Below are 17,913 nucleotides of genomic sequence, written 5' to 3'. Positions count from 1 at the left end.
CCATCATAAGAAGGTAATCTGAAAATTAACAAAGAATATAGGGGAGAGATCAATTATTGAAATTTTCGATTAAGGTGGGCGTTGGCATCATGCTTAGTGCAATACTGTTACTCTCTAATCTATCATTCGGCAAAGGAAATCAATCTGAAGCAGAAAAGGAACAAGATTTATCAACAAGCCTCAATACGATTCTTTCAAGTGAAGGGCTCAAAGGATCGATTGCAGGCATAAGCGTGCGATCAGCGAATTCAGGAGAATTACTTTTCGATCATCATGGAGACACGAGGCTAACTCCTGCTTCGAACATGAAATTGATTACAGCAGCAGCATCGCTAGAAACACTTGGTCATGATTATCAATTTTCGACAGAAATCGCTACGAATGGAACGATAAAAGGGAATACGTTAAAGGGTGACCTTTTTCTTATCGGAAAGGGAGACCCAACATTACTACTAGAAGATTATCAACATTTTGCGAGAACGATAAGAGAAAAGGGAATTAAGAGTATCGAAGGAAACCTTATTGGAGACGAATCCTGGTATGATTCCATAAAGCTTTCTGAAGATATGATTTGGACGGATGAAAGTGAGTATTATGGTTCACAAGTTTCTGCGTTAACCTTATCTCCGAATACCGATTATGACGCAGGTACGATTATTATAGAAGTTTATCCGGGTAGTAAGGAAGGGGAGCGAGCTATAGTACGTACTTCTCCTGATACCGATTACGTATTGGTTCAAAATACGGCAACGACAACTAGCCAAGATGTAGAAACGGATTTAACGATAAACCGTAAACATGGCACGAATATTATTACCATCGAAGGTGTCATTTCACTGAACGACTCATTAGAAAAAAGTTGGATCTCTGTTTCAAACCCTGCAGCCTATGCACTTCACTTGTTTGAACGATCGCTAAAGGATGTTGGTATAGGGATTGAGGGAGACATAAGCGTCAGGAAGGCGCCTAAAGAAATGAATGGTTTGATCGAAAAAAAATCGATGCCCCTTCATGAATTACTCATTCCTTTTATGAAACTAAGCAACAATGGGCATGGGGAGATTTTAGTCAAAGAGATGGGTAAGTTAACGAAACACGAGGGAAGTTGGGAAGCAGGACTAGAGGTTGTGAATGAATACCTCACTGAAGAAGGTCTAAACCCCGAAGAGATGTTACTTCGTGATGGATCAGGAATATCTCACGTTACGTTGGTGCAGCCGAATCAGCTTAGTCTATTACTCTACAAGCTACAGGCTAAGGAATGGTTTGACTATTATTTAAAGTCATTACCGATCGCTGGAGCGAATGGCAGATTAGTTGGTGGAACGCTGAGAAACCGTATGAATGACACAGCAGCTGAAAACATCGTAATCGCTAAAACAGGTACATTACAAGGTGTATCTTCTTTATCGGGTTATGTGATGAAGAATGAGCCGCTTGTTTTCTCAATCATCATCAATCAATTTTTAGATGAAGACAAAATTGAAGATATCGAAAATCAAATTGCAATTGCGCTCGCAGAGTATGATTTCCAGTAAACAAGAAGAGGCATCGTCTATGACGTTGCCTCTTTTCAATATGGTCGAATTAATAAATGACCTTTACAAGTACATATGTGAGTGTTGATAAACTAGTCGACACGATCAAAAGGACGAAGACCGGTCTTAATGCTTTTGTTTTTAAATCTTTCAAGCTTACATTTAACCCCAGACCAACCATCGCAGCTGTTAGACACCAGGTTGTTACCGTGTTTACCATCTGCATGGCATCTTCAGTAAATGGAACGACTGGACCTAATACATACGTACCCACGAGGCTCATCACCACAAACCCAACTAAAAACCATGGAAAAGGAATCGTACTTGACTCTCCCTTATCTCGTTTTCTACTGATCAAATAGATAAGGATCAAGCAGACGGGGACCAGTAAGAATACACGGCCCAACTTTGCGAGAAGTGCCATCGCTAAAGCTTCTTCTCCAGCAGGGGCAGCGGCAAGAGCAACATGCGCTACCTCATGAAGAGAAATACCTGCCCATACACCATATTCACTCGGGCTAAACGAAAGTAAAGGACGAATCACTGTATATCCCACCGAGAAGATCGTTCCGAACAAAGCGATGATTCCTACACCAATTGCGGTATCTTCATCCTTTGATCGGAATATCGGTGCAACAGCTGCAATCGCAGCTGCTCCACATATACCAGTTCCAGCAGCGAGCAATGTTGTTATCGAACGATCCGCTTTCAATAGCTTTGATAGCCAGTGGCTTGCTATAAATGAAAACAGAATAACTCCTACTCCCATCAAGATGATCGATAAGCCATCATGTACAATAAAACCCACGTTAAGTTTGATGCCATAAAGAACGATGGCAAATCGCAGAATCTTTTTTGATGAAAACGTTATGCCTTCACGAACTAGTTCTGGATAGCCTGCTACTTGTCGATAAACAATGGCGATAAATATTGCAGATGCAAGCTGACCGGTTAGTTGGAACCCTGGTAATTTTGCTAGAAAATACCCTAGCGTCGCAATAACAAAAGTAAATAGTATTCCGGCAAACCAGCGTGTTCTATGTGACAGCTGTGCCTCATGTTTCATTGTATTTATGTTCATAACCGCACTCTCCATTCCTCTTCCATTTTATAACGTCATTTGTTATAAGTGAAATAAATAATTATAATGATGTATATAAGTTATTACTTATAATGGGGGTATAAAAATGGATCAGCAATTAAAAGTGTTTGTTTCGGTCGTAGAGAACAAAAATTTCTCTAAAGCTGCAAACGATTTACATATGACGCAACCTGCAGTTAGTCAATACATAAAGAATCTTGAACAGAAGCTTGGCACGAGGCTACTTGAACGGGATAATCGAACGATGTCGTTAAACAGAGCTGGTGAAATCGTCTATCATCATGCGAAGGAATTATTGAACGTATATTCTAAAATGACTGATCTAATCGATGAACTTACGAATCAAACAAGTGGGAAAATCAGTATCGGAGCGAGTTATACGTACGGGGAATATGTACTTCCTCACGTGTTAGCACATATTCATCAAAAATACCCTTTAATATCTCCAACCGTAACGATTGGAAATTCGAAAGAGATAGGAGATTTAGTTTACTCACATCAGTTGGATGTAGGCATTATTGAGGGAGATCATCCGTTAAAAGAACTCTCGGTAACAAATTTTACGGAAGATGAAATGGTCATCGTCTCTGAGCCAAATCATTCCCTAGTAACAGGGGAATTAAACACCTTATCATCAGAAACATGGATTGTGCGTGAAAGTGGATCTGGTACAAGAGAAGCGACTGAAAACATGTGGCATCAGTTAGATCTATCTCCTTCAAACAAAATGGAATTCGGAAGTACTCAGCTAATAAAGGAGTCTGTTGAAGCAGGCATCGGCATAAGCTTTCTTTCGAGATGGGCGATACGAAAAGAACTAAAACTTGGGACATTAGCGGTGGTGGAACTGCCAGGTTTTCTATATAAACGAATGTTCTCAATCGTCATGAGATCACCATTCCAAACAAAAGCGCTAGAAGTTTTTCTCCAACGTGTAAAAAATCACACGAACTAGTGGTAGAGAGAATGAACAGTCCGTGATATAGTGTTAAAGGCCATTAAGGCTTTTGAAAAGGAAGAGATGTAAGATGAAACAGATACTTGAAGAATGGCAGAAAGCACTGCAATCAGAGATACTCTATTTAAAGAAATTTGGAAGTAAACCACACCGGATCATTAATGGGCAACTGTTATCGAGTAATAATGGAGAATACAGATATTATTTTGAGACGACTAGTAGCGTTCAAATACCAACGGGTTCTAAAGTTCGGTTAGAAATAAAAGATATTAAAAGAGAAGGACGGATCTTGTCTTCAGAAGGCAGTAACGTGATCGTAAAACTAGAGGGCGGCTTTGGAACCGTCATTAAAGAAGCAAGGTTGTTCCACGACCCTTGGGAGTTGTTAGAGGAATTGATCCTAAGGTTGGATGAAATCAAAGAGAGTAAAGTAAGAACAGAACGAGTGAAGAGGTTAATGAACCCTTCTAAAACTACTAAACACCCAGAGAACAAAATAAAGAACAGCCTACACGAGCTGATTTTACGCTCCAAATACAATCCTGTGACGTATGTGTGGGGACCACCTGGTACAGGAAAAACGCATAAATTAGCCAGAACCGCAGCTAACCATTATTTTAAAGGGGCAAGGGTTCTTATTCTGTCACATAGTAATCAAGCTGTAGATGTTCTTATGAAAGAAACGGTTCAGTTCACAGATACTAAGGACAAGTTTGAAGAAGGCAAAATTATGAGGTATGGATCGCAACGAAATATCAGCTCTCATCTTCCCATATTTACGGACCAACTCTTACTGGAGAAACACCCTGGTTTAGCAGGAGAAAAAGAACGACTAGTTGAAGAGCGTAAGAACTTAAAGCAGGATTTATCGAAATCTTTCAGTCGACGTGATTCAGAGGAGTTAGTAAGGCTCGAATCAAAACTCGCAAACGTACTCGAAAAGATACGTGTAAAAGAAGCAAAATTTGTAAAAGAGGCAGCAGTTGTTGGTACAACACTTTCGAGAGCTGCCATTGATGAAACGATCTATAGGAAACGCTTTGACCTAGTGATTGTTGATGAGGCAAGCATGGCTTATGTGCCACAGGCGGCATTTGCCGCTTCTCTTGGTAAAAAAGTAATTATTTGCGGTGATTTTAAACAACTTCCCCCAATTGCTTCAGGAAGAAGTTCTTTGATAACAAAGTGGTTACGTGAAGACATCTTTTATTGTTCAGGAATTGTTAGAGGCGTCGATGAATCTAGCATCCACCCAAACTTATTCCTGTTGAATGAACAACGACGAACCCATCCAGCGATATCATCCTTTACAAATCATCACATCTACCATTCCCTTGTAAAGGACCATCCCTCCACACGTTCGTCGAGAGCAGAGATTGCTAGGAAGCACCCTTTTAAAGACCAACCCTCTGTTCTACTCGATACAAGCAATACAGGTCAGTTTTGTTTTATTGGTCATTCATCGAAATCAAGAATGAACATTTGGCAGCTATTGTTATCGTTTCAAGCAATCTATGAAGCAATCAAAGACGGAATGACATCGATCGGTTACGTCACCCCATACAGAGCTCAGGCAAATTTAATGAACTTTTTAATAGAAGATTTATTAGAAGTAGATAACCTAGATTTGTTAGCAGCAACTGTGCATCGTTTTCAAGGAAGCGAAAAAGATATGATGGTATTCGATACGGTTGACGGTGAACCTGAAGATCGAGCTGGTATGTTAATTACAGGTGCGAATAGTGAAAGGCTCATAAATGTTGCGATGACGAGAACAAAAGGTAAGTTTATTCACGTCTCAAATGTTGATTTTATTCAAAAGAAGCTATCGTCAACAAAAACACTTCGAAAACTTGTTTTTCACCAAATCGATCGAGGAGAATTAGTGAGTCCATCTCAGATTGGTAGTTGGATCAAACATCCACACCCTAAATTAACGTGGTTCCACGCGATTAAAACAGAGCAATTATTTAAAGAAATGAAATCAGCAGGTGAAGTTCACATCTCCATTCCGTATGGTACGAAACTAAACGAAGAGTGGAAACGAGTAATCAACCAACTAGAAGATAACGTCACAATCATCTCAACTTCAAAGATAGAAGGAGTAGAAGACAAAGAGTACATAAATTGTACTGTGTCCTTCCCGTTTGTGGTAATCGACCGTGAAAGAATGTGGATCGGTACGCCTTTTGAAGGGATGAGAAGAACGCTCCCACCAGCCGTAGCGGTTAAGTTAGAATCTCCAAAAGTCATACGAGAGTTTCTTAATCAAGTTTTGTTAAGTGATAGCTCACGCTCATAGAGCTACACTTTTTTTATGAGCATATTTCGGGAGTCGAAGCTTTTAATGAGGTATGATGTAGCCAAGAATGAATTGAGAAAGAAGGAATTTGATGAGTCGGCCGCACGCAGAAGAGAAGATATGGACAAAAGACTTTATCTTTATATGTTTTTCTAATTTCTTTATTTTTGCTGGTTTTCAAATGACCCTACCAACACTTCCTCTTTTTGTAAATGATCTAGGAGGAAGTGATCAGCTTATAGGACTCGTAGTCGGTGTCTTTACACTCTCTGCACTTCTCATAAGGCCATGGAGTGGTCATATGTTAGAGTCTTTAGGGAGAAGATTTGTTTACTTAATCGGTCTTTTTGTTTTTGTCGTTTCTGTTGGTTCCTATGCTTTCACTGGAAGTCTAGCCATACTGTTTTTGATGCGTATCGTCCAAGGATTAGGCTGGGGAATGTCTACTACAGCAGTTGGAACAATCGCTACAGATTTAATCCCACCTAAGCGAAGAGGAGAAGGAATGGGGTATTTTGGACTTGCAGGTAACTTAGCGATGGCATTTGGTCCTGCTCTCGGACTTTTTCTTATCCCTTTTATAGACTTTTCTGGTTTGTTTATGATAGCAGCATGCGGTGGATTAACTGCATTTCTCATTGCTGCAATCATCCACTACAAGCCTAGAGAAAAAACACTCGTTAAGAGGAAAAAGTGGGATCTCTTTGAAAAAACAGCTCTTATGCCTTCGATTCTCTTGTTTTTCATAACAATGGTATTCGGTGGAATCGCTACGTTCTTACCATTGTATACAACAAGCTTAAACATAGAAGGCATCGAACTGTATTTTGTTGTATTTGCCTTTTCACTAATGATCGTCAGAACATTCGCTGGAAAAATATATGATCGTAAAGGACATAAAGCGGTATTCCTTCCTGGGACAATGCTGGTTTTTATTGCAATGATTGATTTGACCTTGTTAAGTAATGAGTTTATGCTCTTACTTGCAGCAGTATTGTTTGGAACAGGTTTTGGCACGGTGTTACCAGCTCTTCAAGCATGGGCTGTTCAAGAAGCTCCATTAAATAGAAAAGGGATGGCAAACGCTACGTTCTTTTCATTTTTTGACCTAGGTGTTGGTTTAGGAGCAATATTATTCGGCTTAATCGCTTCTACGTTTAGTTATTCAGATATTTACTTAGCATCTGCTACGTCTGTTGCAATTGCGATGGTTATTTATGTGGTATACGTGAAGCGCCAAGCATCACATCATCAACATGAAGCAGTACAGATGAAATAAAACCTCGCATTTTATGCGGGGTTTTTTCTTTATCCTATAATAAGAAAATTGTAAGTAAGAGCAGGACTTTATCCGTTAGTTAAGAATACGTACTATTGGAAGAAAATAAGTGTTTTTTACATACTATTGGAGGCATTCATGAAGGTAAACATTATACACACAAACGATGTACATAGCCATTTTGAAAATTTCGTTAAAGCGGCTTCATTGATTCGACATTACATGGATGAAAACACCATATTACTGGATGGTGGAGACTTTGCTGATTTTAAAAGTATAGAACTACAGGGAACAAGAGGTTTAGCAGCGGTCAAGCTACTCGAAAGTGTAGGATATTCCGCTATCACGATCGGTAATAATGAATTGTTCAACGGAATCGAAACACTTGAACATATGGCAACAAACAGTTCTCTCCCTTTTATTAGCTGCAATTTACGTAAAGTCACCGGAGAACCGATCCAAGGTGTTAGAAGTAGCGTAATTATACAACATAATGAGATTAACATTTTAATAACGGGTGCTTCCCCTGATCTTCAAGAATTTAATGAACTGATGGGTTTTACAATTTCAGACTTCAAGCAGGCGATTAAAGATGAGATGAACAAACATCAGGGAAAGTATGATCTATGCATCGTTTTAAATCATGTTGGAACTGAAGCGGATATTGAACTCGCTGAAGCCATCGATGGGATCGACCTTATTCTATCCGCTCATGATCACGTTTTATATGACCAGGCAAGAGTTGTGAATGGTACGATTATTAATTCAGCAGGTAACTATGGTGAATATATTGGGATTGTAGAATTAGAAATAGCTGAAGAAGGCATCGAACTATTAGCTTCTTCAACAATCTCTACCTCCAAAGCACAACAAGATGAAGAAATCGTACGTATTTTAGAAAGTAGTAAAGAAGAGGCTGTTAAGAATTTAAGCACACCTCTGTACACAGTGGAAAAGCCGCTCTGGCATGATATCTTGGAAGAGAACCCACTATCTAATTTGATTGCGGATGGATTAAGAGATCGATTTAAATGTGAGATCGGTTTAATCAACAGCGGAATAGCGAATGCAGGAATCATTCAATTTGTTTCTGAGAAGAAGTTGATTGAAATCTGTCCATCTCCTTTAAACCCTACTTATTTCGAAATACAGGGGAAGTATTTGAAAGAAGCTTTTGAGCATTCTCTCGACAGTTCCGTTTGTATGGCTGACGGAAGGGGACCAGGATTCAGAGGTAAATATGTTGGAAGGTTGCATGTTTCCGGGGCAGAAATCCAATATGATGGTACAGAGGTCAATTCGATTACAATTAACGGAGAGCCAATAGACGAAGAAAGATGGTATAGCATAGCTTCATCCGATTACTTATTGAGAGGATCAGGTTATCCCGCATTAGCTAATAACCGGAATTTCACGTATCAACCCGATGAGATAAAAGACGTGATTAGAGAATACGCAAAGAAAAATGACTTTGTTGTACAAGCATACGATACACGGTGGAAAGACGTTAGTAACGTTTTATCATAATAAAGGGGGAGGGATAACCTCCCTTTAAAATTAATGCATTATTCTAAAATTTCAATTACCGTATTGATAATAAAATATAAAGTTACAAGTTATTTAAAAACCCATAAGGTGGTTGAAAAATCAATGAAAACAGAGAAAAAAATAGAAGTTTTAATTACTGAACTTGAGAATAAATTGTTACTGCCACAAATCAGAAAGTCCAAGAAAGCCTTAGACAAACTGATCGCAGATGAATTTGAAGAGTTTGGTAGTTCTGGAGTAAGATTGAGTAAGGCTGATATTCTAAAAGGGTTAGTAGAAGAGCAACCATCGGAATTAATTATGACGCACTCAAACGTAGTGAAATTATCAGATGACGTTATCCTGATTACGTACACATTGACAAGAAAAGAGAGTGAATCTAGAAGCCTAAGAAGCTCAATTTGGAAACAGAGCAGGGGAGCATGGCAATTATTTTTTCATCAAGGAACAAAAGCTAAGGGCATCAGTGAAACCTGATGCTTTTTCATTTTCTTTGGTAAATCCGGATTCACATTAAAGGGTAGAATGATATAATTTTGCAAGAGGGCTGCATCTAAACTTGCTTACAATTGAATACGCTTTCAAATTCAGTCAGGAGGTTATTACTTGGATAAAAAACACATTGATCCTACAGAGTCTTCGGTCCACACTGATTTCACAGAAAACATGACCTACGGTGAGTATTTAAGCCTTGATAAAATACTCTCCGGTCAAAATCGTCTTTCGGATCACCATGATGAGATGTTGTTCATCGTGATACATCAGGTGAGCGAACTGTGGATGAAGCTGATTTTGCATGAGTTAAAAGGGGCTATCAAAGCCATAGAAACTGACGAACTATCTACAGCTTTTAAAATGCTTGCTAGAGTGTCAAAAACCCAAACACAGATCATACAAGCGTGGGATGTGTTGTCTACACTCACTCCATCAGAATATATGGAATTTCGAGATTCATTAGGGCAAGCATCGGGTTTTCAATCCTACCAGTATCGGATGATCGAATTTGCACTTGGGTACAAAACACCTCACGTTCTGAAAATTTATGAAAAAGATCAATCGCTCCACAAAAAATTAAAGGAAGCATTCAGTGAAAGAAGCATTTATGATGCTGCTATTCGAGCACTTGATCGTGCAGGAATTACGATCGACAAAGAAGTGCTTGAGAGAGACGTAACAAACACATACGAAGGCAATGAATCTGTCAAAAACGCGTGGCTCACTGTTTATAAGAATACTGATCAATATTGGGATCTCTACGAACTTGCTGAAAAACTAGTAGATATTGAAGATTGGCTGCAACAATGGCGGTTTAGACATATGAAAACTGTTGAAAGAATAATAGGGTTTAAAAAAGGAACCGGAGGCTCTTCGGGAGTTGGATACTTAAAAAAAGTTCTCGATCACCGATTTTTTCCAGAACTGTGGGATATCCGTACAGAGATTTAATATAATTTTATTATGTTAACTAAACAAGGTAGAAGAAAGACTGTCGGAAACATTTCCGACAGTCTTTTTATACATTTCAGAAGGGTGAAGCGACGTTCATTTTAATACACTTCTGCTTTTCAGCTCATCTTCAATGTCGATGAATGAATCCACAGGAATGTATGCAACATTAAAATCTTTCAGGATGTCTTGAAGAACATCTTTAGCAAACGTTAAGTCTGCTTCCTTAGCACCATGTGAATCAGGCTCACTATCACCAGCAAAATACACGACTTCATAGCGTTCTTTCAATTCTTTAATCACGAGTGATTTATCGATGCCATATCTTTTTGAGAAGTGTCGATGAGTGGAATCGATTGAAAGGTGGACATTATTATCCTTAAAGTAGCCCGTGTTTGAGAAGACCTCAACATCACTTATCCCATAGTGACGAAGCAAGTGATTGATGTAGTAATCCGTTCCTGCGCTTAGGATAAAGAAGTCACCACCATTTTGCTGAACGGCCTTAATAAAGTCTGGGACATGAGGATCGATCGGCAGCGCTTTGATGTCCTCGATAATCTGTGCTTCTTCTTTGTTTATTGATTTGAAGACTTTGCTAAGAAATTCAATATCTCGTAACTTCTCAGATTTCCACTCTTTATATAGTGCTCTTCCTTCAGGAAAATAGTTTTCTATTATGAACCAGTAAAAATCTTTTTTTGAAATGGTACCATCAAAATCTGATACAAACGCCCATTTAGCCATTCTCGTTCCCTCCCTAACGTACCTCAGTTTCTCTTGAACGAATTGTAGCACGACATGAGGATGAAAAGAAATAAAACTCTTTTATTCAATAACGTAAAACTGTGCTAAACTATGTTAAAATGATTTCTAAAAAGTTAGATTATTCTTATTAAATAAAGGGAGAGCGAGAATGAGTAAAACAATTAGCAAAGTACAAGTAGAAGATATCATTATCGCAAATCAGGTGTTGAAGGACGTAGCAGAAAGAACACCACTTCAACGCAATGAAATCCTATCAGAGCGTTATCAATGCAACATATACTTAAAAAGGGAAGACCTACAAAACGTTAGGTCATTTAAGATTCGAGGTGCTTATAACCGCATTCATGGACTAAGCAACGAGGAAAAAGCACGCGGTATCGTATGCGCGAGTGCAGGAAACCATGCTCAAGGAGTGGCGTATTCATGTAAAACACTTGGCATTCAAGGGCATATTTTTATGCCGGCTACGACTCCTAGACAAAAGGTATCACAAGTTGAACTATTCGGTGGCTCTTCAGTTGAGGTCATCCTAACTGGAGATACGTTCGATGATTCGTTCACAACAGCGATTGATTTCTGCAATCATGAAGAGAAGACCTTCATCCATCCATTCGATGATTATCATACGATTGCAGGTCAAGGAACAGTTGGACTTGAAATCATGAACGATCTTGACCATGTTGATGTTGTGATGGCTCCTATCGGTGGAGGAGGACTTGCATCTGGTGTCGGCTCATTCGTAAAGAGTATTAACCCAGAGACGAAAGTGATCGGTGTTGAACCAGAAGGAGCTCCTGGAATGAAGAGTTCCATCGATCGTAATGAAATGGTTCCTCTTGAATACATCAACAAATTCGTCGATGGTGCTGCAGTGAAACAAGTAGGGAAACTGACACTTGAGATTTGCAAACAGCTTTTAGATGACGTCATCCTTGTACCAGAGGGGAAAATATGCACGACCATCCTTGAGTTGTACAATCAAAATGCGATTGTCGCTGAGCCAGCTGGAGCACTCTCGATCGCTGCTTTGGAGTTTTATAAAGATCAAATTAAAGGTAAGAATGTTGTTTGTATCATTAGCGGAGGGAATAATGATATCAATCGTATGCAAGAAATCCAGGAACGCTCATTGATCTATGAAGGATTAAAGCATTATTTTATTGTTCATTTCCCTCAGCGTGCTGGAGCTCTAAAAGAATTCATGGCGGATGTACTCGGACCTACCGATGATATCACACGTTTTGAATACACAAAGAAAAATAATAGAGATAAAGGTCCCGTTCTAGTCGGTATCGAATTGAACAAAGTGGAAGATTATCACCCTTTAATTGAACGAATGGAGATGAGCGGTTTCTCTTATATTGAGATCAATAAAGATCAGGATTTGTTTAACCTTTTGATTTAAAACGCCTAGTCAGGCGTTTTTTTCTGGTAACAATCGTTTCGATTCTTATCTACCAGAAAATTACGGCATACCAACGAGAGTTAATCACCACTTTTCCTAGGATATCTGTTATGATAAGGGTTGGTTTTCTTGAAAAAGAGGACGTACCAATCTAGAAGAGGAGACCGTACATGACTCAACCATTACCATTTGAAATAACAAAAGAAGATTCATTTTATGATGTGCTTGGAGACTACATTGGTGATGTCTTTTATGACATTCTTCCCGAGCACGGTTATGAGCTCCGAGATGAACAAATCTTTATGGCCTTTCAAATCGAACAGGCTTTTAAGAATAAAAGCGTTGTATTTGCTGAAGCTGGAGTAGGAACCGGGAAGACATTCGTCTACCTGCTTTATGCCATCTGTTATGCGAGATACTCGAGAAAGCCAGCGATCATTTCCTGTGCAGATGAAACGCTGATCGAACAGCTTGTTAAAAAAGGTGGAGACATCGAAAAGCTTGAGAAGGCACTTGGGTTAACTGTAGATGTGCGACTAGCAAAAGCAAGAGAACAATATGTATGTGTGAAAAAACTAGACTATCTTTCCCATCGCACAGATGACGAAGATATCTTAAGTGTTCATGACGAAATCCCTGAATTTGTCTATGAACCAGCTGCTTCTATGCAATCCTTTTATCGATACGGTGATCGAAAGGAATACCCTTGGGTTCCTAATGAAAAATGGGAAAAAATCGCATGGGATCCACTGCAGCAATGTTCTACTTGTGATTGGCGTCACCGCTGTGGGCAAACGCTGAACCGTAAGCATTATCGTCAAGCAAGCGATCTTATCATTTGCTCACATGACTTTTATATGGAACATATTTGGACGAAAGAATCACGTAAAAGAGAAGGACAGCTACCTCTTTTACCTGAAGCAAGTACTGTTGTATTTGACGAAGGCCATTTACTTGAGTTTTCGGCACAAAAAGGGCTAACTTATCGTTTTCATTCTGAAACACTCTCGAATGTCCTTACAGGATATATGGATCAGGACGTCAGAGAAGAATCACTCACGCTTGTAGAGGATATCCTTGAACTTCACGATGAGTGGTTCGCACAGTTAAGTCAAAACGCGAAATCCGTTGAAGGGTCCGTACGAAAAGATGTTTCAAGAACTGATTCGATCGTTTCGATAGCTGAGACCATCGTTCATAAAGTAGATGCACTACTAGAACAACTTGTATTCGATTCAGAGCTATATGTGATGGATGATTATCATGTAAAGATCATGGAAGAATATCTAGAGTTCTTCGCTTATGGGTTAAGAACCTTCCTTAAAGATGGTGAGGGAATTCATTGGCTAGAAGAAACAACTACTGATACGAGCCTCGTCATCATGCCAAGACTCGTTGAAGATATATTAAGAAAAGAAGTTTTCTCTCAGAAAATTCCATTCATTTTCTCTTCAGCAACGTTATCACAAGCAGGGGATTTTTCTTATATCTCTAACAGTTTAGGGATTGAAAAACACGCTTCATTTTCTGTGAACTCACCGTTTGACTACGAAGAGCAGATGGAGTTAAAAGGGAATATTGAAGGTGATGAAGAAGAAAAGTGGAGCGATATCGGAGATTCACTTACGAAGAATAATGGTCATTCATTGATCCTATTCTCATCATCAGAAGAAATGAACCGTTTTAAAACATGGGCAGGCAGGAAAGACTGGTCATTTAAAATGATTTACGAAGGCGATCGTGAAATAAGTGAAACGGTTAAAGAATTTCAAGATGATCCTTCTGCAGTATTGTGTTCGTATCACCTATGGGAAGGTTTAGATGTCCCCGGTGAGTCACTCTCACACGTCATCATTTCATCTCTTCCAATGCCACCGAACGACCCTGTTTTCCAAGCAAAGCGCAAGCATGCGGGGAATCCTGAAGGGGATGTGGACCTACCTTACATGCTTCTTAGACTCCGCCAGGGCGTGGGGCGATTGATTCGAACGAGTCAAGATAAGGGGTCAGTAAGTATTTGGATGAAAGAAAACGAGAGAACAAGCTATGAAAAAAACATCCAGGATGTTCTGCCATTACCAATAAGTTGGAATTAATCAAAGAGCTCTTTCTAAAAACGAAAGAGCTCTTTTTTTAGAAACAACAGTAGGAGGTGCTAGATGAAAACGAACTGGGAACGGAATAAGCCGATCATCGAACCAGACGAAAAGACTTTTTCTGCTATCGTAGAAAGCTATCGACCTGAATCATCCATCACGAACATTCACTTATTAAAAGGTGGATTGAGCCACTCCAATTACAAACTGGATTTCCAAGATGGATCATCTCTTGTTGCCAGGTTCACTACGAACAAGAAAACACTCACCCTTGAACAGAATCTTAATCAAATTCTACCTAAAGAAGTCAGAACCCCTAAATTCCTACACCTCTCTCATCGACCAGAATTTAGTGTTGCGCTCGTTGAATGGAAGGAAGGTAAATTATTAAGAGATCGGTTAACTTCTTCACCTAACGAAATGTATGCGATCGGTTATTCCGTTGGTGAACAACTCGCTTCGTTACGAAAGCTATCGTTTGATTCACAAGGCTTCTTAGATGCAAATGTAACAGTAAAAGAACCATTCCGTCTTACTCCAAAGTCCTTTATTGGAATAATTGAATCGTTTGTTCAAAACGGACCGATGACCTCAAGAATCTCACGGTCTTTAACGCACCGAATCCTTGCATATGCAAAAAAACATGCTGCACTTTTCTTAGAAGACGAAAGTGAAGCTAGGCTCGTTCACGGTGACTTTAACGGACTTAACCTCTTGATTGAAGGAACTGAAGTGAGTGCTGTATTAGACTGGGAATTCGCTTTTTCGGGGAGCATTTATTTAGATATTGGTAACATGATTCGCTACGATCACTTTCCGAATATGGAGTCGTTTGAAGAGGGGCTCCTAACTGGTTTAAAGAACAACAGTATTGTATTATCGCCCAACTGGAGGCAATTAGCGAAGCTAGCTGATCTCGTAGCATTGTGTAGTCTTCTCGATAGTCCATTTGGCGGGAAGAACAGGTTTAAGGACATTACTCGATTGATTGAAAATACACTGCAACCATACTAGCAATTCCCTAGATTTAGAGGAGTTTGTGGCCGTCTTGGAGAAGCCTTTCATGGTAAAAAGAAAAAGTTTGGATGAAAGGAAGATCAAAATGACCCAACCTGAAAAAATTGGTGAAGATTTATACCTTGTCGATCTAAATGATCTAAACCTAGAAAAAAGAACTGGTAGCTATATCCTAGCAGAAGAAGAAATCACGATTATTGAAACGAGTGCAAGTCCATCGATTCCTCATTTACTAAACGGTCTTGAAGAACGGAGCATCGACTTAAAGAAAGTACGTAACATCATCGTGACACATATTCATCTTGACCACGCTGGAGGGACTGGACTCTTCCTTGAAAAATGTCCTAATGCTAGAGTGATCGTCCATCAAAAAGGCTACCGACACCTTGAGAATCCTTCACGCTTAATTCAAGGAGCAAAAGCTGTATACGGTGAGAAATTTGATGAACTTTTTGATCCGATCATTCCGATTCCATCCGATCGTTTACTCACGATGGAAGATGGAGAAAAGTTGTCGGTTGGAGAGGATCGAGTTCTTACATTCATCGATACTCCTGGCCATGCGAAGCATCACTTTTCAATCCATGACTCTAAAACAAACGGTGTTTTTGTAGGTGATACGATAGGGGTTTATTATCCTCTATCAGATGTTGAGCTTTACCTACCATCAACATCTCCTAATCAGTTCAACCCCCATGATATGCTTGATTCGCTTGAGAAGATCATGGCTTTCAACCCTGATGCGATTTATTTTGGACACTACGGGAAATCGGATGCACCTGAACACGTAACCGAACAATTAACGTATTGGTTACCTGAATTCATTCGTTCAGCTGAAACAATCGTAAATGATGTTAACGAGGGTGCACCTGAATATGTTAGTAAACTGATTGCGGATGACTTATTTACAAAAGTGCAAACAACACTCAGTAATCAAGGAATCGCAAACGACCATCACATCTATCGCTACATAGAGCTAGACTTATCTGTATGTGCTATGGGATTATACGACTATATAATAAAACAGCAAGCAAAAACTCCTTAATAATAAGGAGTTTTTTCATGGCCTGTTTTTAATGTATGATATAGTGTATATGCTGTAAATAAATGTGAAGACACCCACTAGTTGGAGAGATGTTATGTATAAAAACAAATCAACCATTCAATCTTTTCGTTATATATTCATGATGTACGTGGGGACTATTTTACTGTTTAGCCTATTCTATGTCCTACCTTTTGCAAATGTCGGAGGCCTGCCATTTGTTGATGCTTTGTTTGTATCAACCAGTGCCCTTAGTGTGACTGGATTATCGGTTATCGATGTTTCTACAAAGCTAACGAGGATTGGTCAAGCAATCCTCATCATTGAAATGCAGCTTGGTGGAGTAGGAATACTCGTCCTAATCAGTTACCTATTCATGATGATGGGTAAGAAGCTTACCATGTCGAGTATGCTTCTCCTTTCAAAAGATCAGAATCAATCCAAACTAAAAACAATTAAATCGTTAAGTATATCAGTCCTTGTGATCGCGCTTATCGTGGAAGCAATAGGATTTGCATTAATGTTCAATGGAATACGAGACGAATTTGCTTCTTTGAAAGAAGCGATCTTCGTAACGGTATTTCACAGTGTCGCGAGCTTTACAAACGCTGGATTCGACCTCTTTGGCGATAGCCTTATGTCATTTCAAGAAAGTCGTTTGTTTTTATTAACGACCATGGTGATGATTTTCATCGGAAGTCTTGGGTTTCCCACGATCGTAGAATACATAAATCCGTTTCGCCGTAAAAGGAGTTTATTCTCACGAATCAACATACGGCTCCATACGTCATTATTTCTTTTAGCAGCAGTAATTTATTATACACTTGAACATAATGGAGCGTTCCATCACCTTTCGTTTACAGATAAATTGTTCAATGTGTTCTTTCTATCTGCAACAACTCGGAACGGTGGATTAACGACGATCGACATATCTACACTTCACATCACGACAGTCCTAATTCTTATGATTCTTATGTTCATTGGTGGCGCTTCGTCTAGTACAGGTGGAGGCTTACGCTTAACAACTTTCTCCGTTTTAATGGCTAAGATGGTATCTGTTGCAAAATCTCAAGAACATACAACACTAATGAAAAAGACGATTTCCCAAGACTCGATCAATAAAGCTTTTCTAATCTTTGTAAGCTTTGTATTTCTGTTTGGGTTATCGACTGTTGCACTTTCACTTTTCGAATTGCAGGAAATTGAATTGATCGCTTTTGAAGTACTCTCAGCCCTAACGAACACTGGACTGTCGATGGGGATTACAGGAGAACTAGCAACCTTCTCTAAGCTCCTGTTATGCATTTTGATGATCATCGGAAGAATAGGTATTTTTAGCTTTATTTATATTGTTTTTAAAATTGAAAAATCAAAAACTCGATACTTAAAAGAAGACCTAGCAGTGGGATAAG

Annotated in this window: 14 protein-coding genes; 12 read left to right on the top strand and 2 right to left on the bottom strand. The window is 39.2% G+C overall.

Features of this window, described 5'->3' with window-relative positions:
- Window positions 1–56: 56 nt before the first annotated feature.
- Window positions 57–1,538 (top strand): D-alanyl-D-alanine carboxypeptidase/D-alanyl-D-alanine endopeptidase, encoded by a 1,482-nt coding sequence (gene dacB, locus ACXADT_RS13495; RefSeq protein WP_474831590.1) that lies wholly within the window; start codon window positions 57–59, stop codon window positions 1,536–1,538.
- 49 nt (window positions 1,539–1,587) lie between these two features.
- On the opposite strand, the gene ACXADT_RS13490 is transcribed toward dacB, so the two are convergent.
- Window positions 1,588–2,619 carry a YeiH family protein gene (locus ACXADT_RS13490; protein ID WP_474831588.1) on the bottom strand — a complete coding sequence of 344 codons (1,032 nt, stop codon included), beginning with the start codon at window positions 2,617–2,619 and terminating at the stop codon, window positions 1,588–1,590.
- 106 nt (window positions 2,620–2,725) lie between these two features.
- On the opposite strand from ACXADT_RS13490, the gene ACXADT_RS13485 reads away from it, so the two are divergent.
- The 6 genes from ACXADT_RS13485 (at window position 2,726) to kynA (ending at window position 10,173) form a co-directional block, all read left to right on the top strand.
- Window positions 2,726–3,595, top strand: a complete 870-nt coding sequence (locus tag ACXADT_RS13485) for a LysR substrate-binding domain-containing protein (protein WP_474831586.1) — start codon at window positions 2,726–2,728, stop codon at window positions 3,593–3,595.
- Window positions 3,596–3,668: 73 nt separating this feature from the next.
- On the top strand, window positions 3,669–5,900 hold the full coding sequence (locus ACXADT_RS13480) for an AAA domain-containing protein (protein ID WP_474831584.1): 2,232 nt from the start codon (window positions 3,669–3,671) through the stop codon (window positions 5,898–5,900).
- A gap of 91 nt (window positions 5,901–5,991) precedes the next feature.
- Window positions 5,992–7,179, top strand: a complete 1,188-nt coding sequence (locus ACXADT_RS13475; RefSeq protein ID WP_474831583.1) for an MFS transporter — start codon at window positions 5,992–5,994, stop codon at window positions 7,177–7,179.
- A 138-nt stretch (window positions 7,180–7,317) separates the two neighbouring features.
- Window positions 7,318–8,706 (top strand): bifunctional metallophosphatase/5'-nucleotidase, encoded by a 1,389-nt coding sequence (locus tag ACXADT_RS13470; RefSeq protein WP_474831581.1) that lies wholly within the window; start codon window positions 7,318–7,320, stop codon window positions 8,704–8,706.
- A gap of 123 nt (window positions 8,707–8,829) precedes the next feature.
- Entirely contained in the window at window positions 8,830–9,204 is a 375-nt protein-coding gene (locus ACXADT_RS13465) for a nuclear transport factor 2 family protein (RefSeq protein ID WP_270182172.1), read from the top strand.
- A 129-nt stretch (window positions 9,205–9,333) separates the two neighbouring features.
- The gene (gene kynA / locus ACXADT_RS13460) at window positions 9,334–10,173 is read left to right on the top strand and encodes a tryptophan 2,3-dioxygenase (RefSeq protein ID WP_270182173.1); all 840 of its coding nucleotides are present in this window, start codon (window positions 9,334–9,336) and stop codon (window positions 10,171–10,173) included.
- A gap of 96 nt (window positions 10,174–10,269) precedes the next feature.
- Here kynA and ACXADT_RS13455 read toward each other — a convergent pair whose 3' ends face one another.
- Window positions 10,270–10,920 carry an MtnX-like HAD-IB family phosphatase gene (locus tag ACXADT_RS13455; protein WP_474831579.1) on the bottom strand — a complete coding sequence of 217 codons (651 nt, stop codon included), beginning with the start codon at window positions 10,918–10,920 and terminating at the stop codon, window positions 10,270–10,272.
- 169 nt (window positions 10,921–11,089) lie between these two features.
- Between ACXADT_RS13455 and ilvA the strand changes: the two genes are divergently transcribed.
- From ilvA to ACXADT_RS13430, 5 genes are all read left to right on the top strand, one after another.
- Entirely contained in the window at window positions 11,090–12,346 is a 1,257-nt protein-coding gene (gene ilvA / locus ACXADT_RS13450; RefSeq protein ID WP_474831577.1) for a threonine ammonia-lyase IlvA, read from the top strand.
- Window positions 12,347–12,516: 170 nt separating this feature from the next.
- Window positions 12,517–14,442 carry an ATP-dependent DNA helicase gene (locus tag ACXADT_RS13445; protein WP_474831576.1) on the top strand — a complete coding sequence of 642 codons (1,926 nt, stop codon included), beginning with the start codon at window positions 12,517–12,519 and terminating at the stop codon, window positions 14,440–14,442.
- 63 nt (window positions 14,443–14,505) lie between these two features.
- A complete protein-coding gene (locus ACXADT_RS13440; protein ID WP_474831574.1) occupies window positions 14,506–15,456 on the top strand; it encodes a phosphotransferase family protein in 951 nt (316 codons plus the stop codon).
- A gap of 88 nt (window positions 15,457–15,544) precedes the next feature.
- A complete protein-coding gene (locus tag ACXADT_RS13435) occupies window positions 15,545–16,504 on the top strand; it encodes an MBL fold metallo-hydrolase (protein WP_474834545.1) in 960 nt (319 codons plus the stop codon).
- A 94-nt stretch (window positions 16,505–16,598) separates the two neighbouring features.
- A complete protein-coding gene (locus ACXADT_RS13430; RefSeq protein ID WP_474831572.1) occupies window positions 16,599–17,912 on the top strand; it encodes a TrkH family potassium uptake protein in 1,314 nt (437 codons plus the stop codon).
- The last annotated feature ends 1 nt before the right edge of the window (window position 17,913 follow it).

This window comes from Anaerobacillus sp. ABR4_321 (genome assembly GCF_056158505.1).
This window is presented reverse-complemented; position numbering and strand designations above follow the sequence as displayed.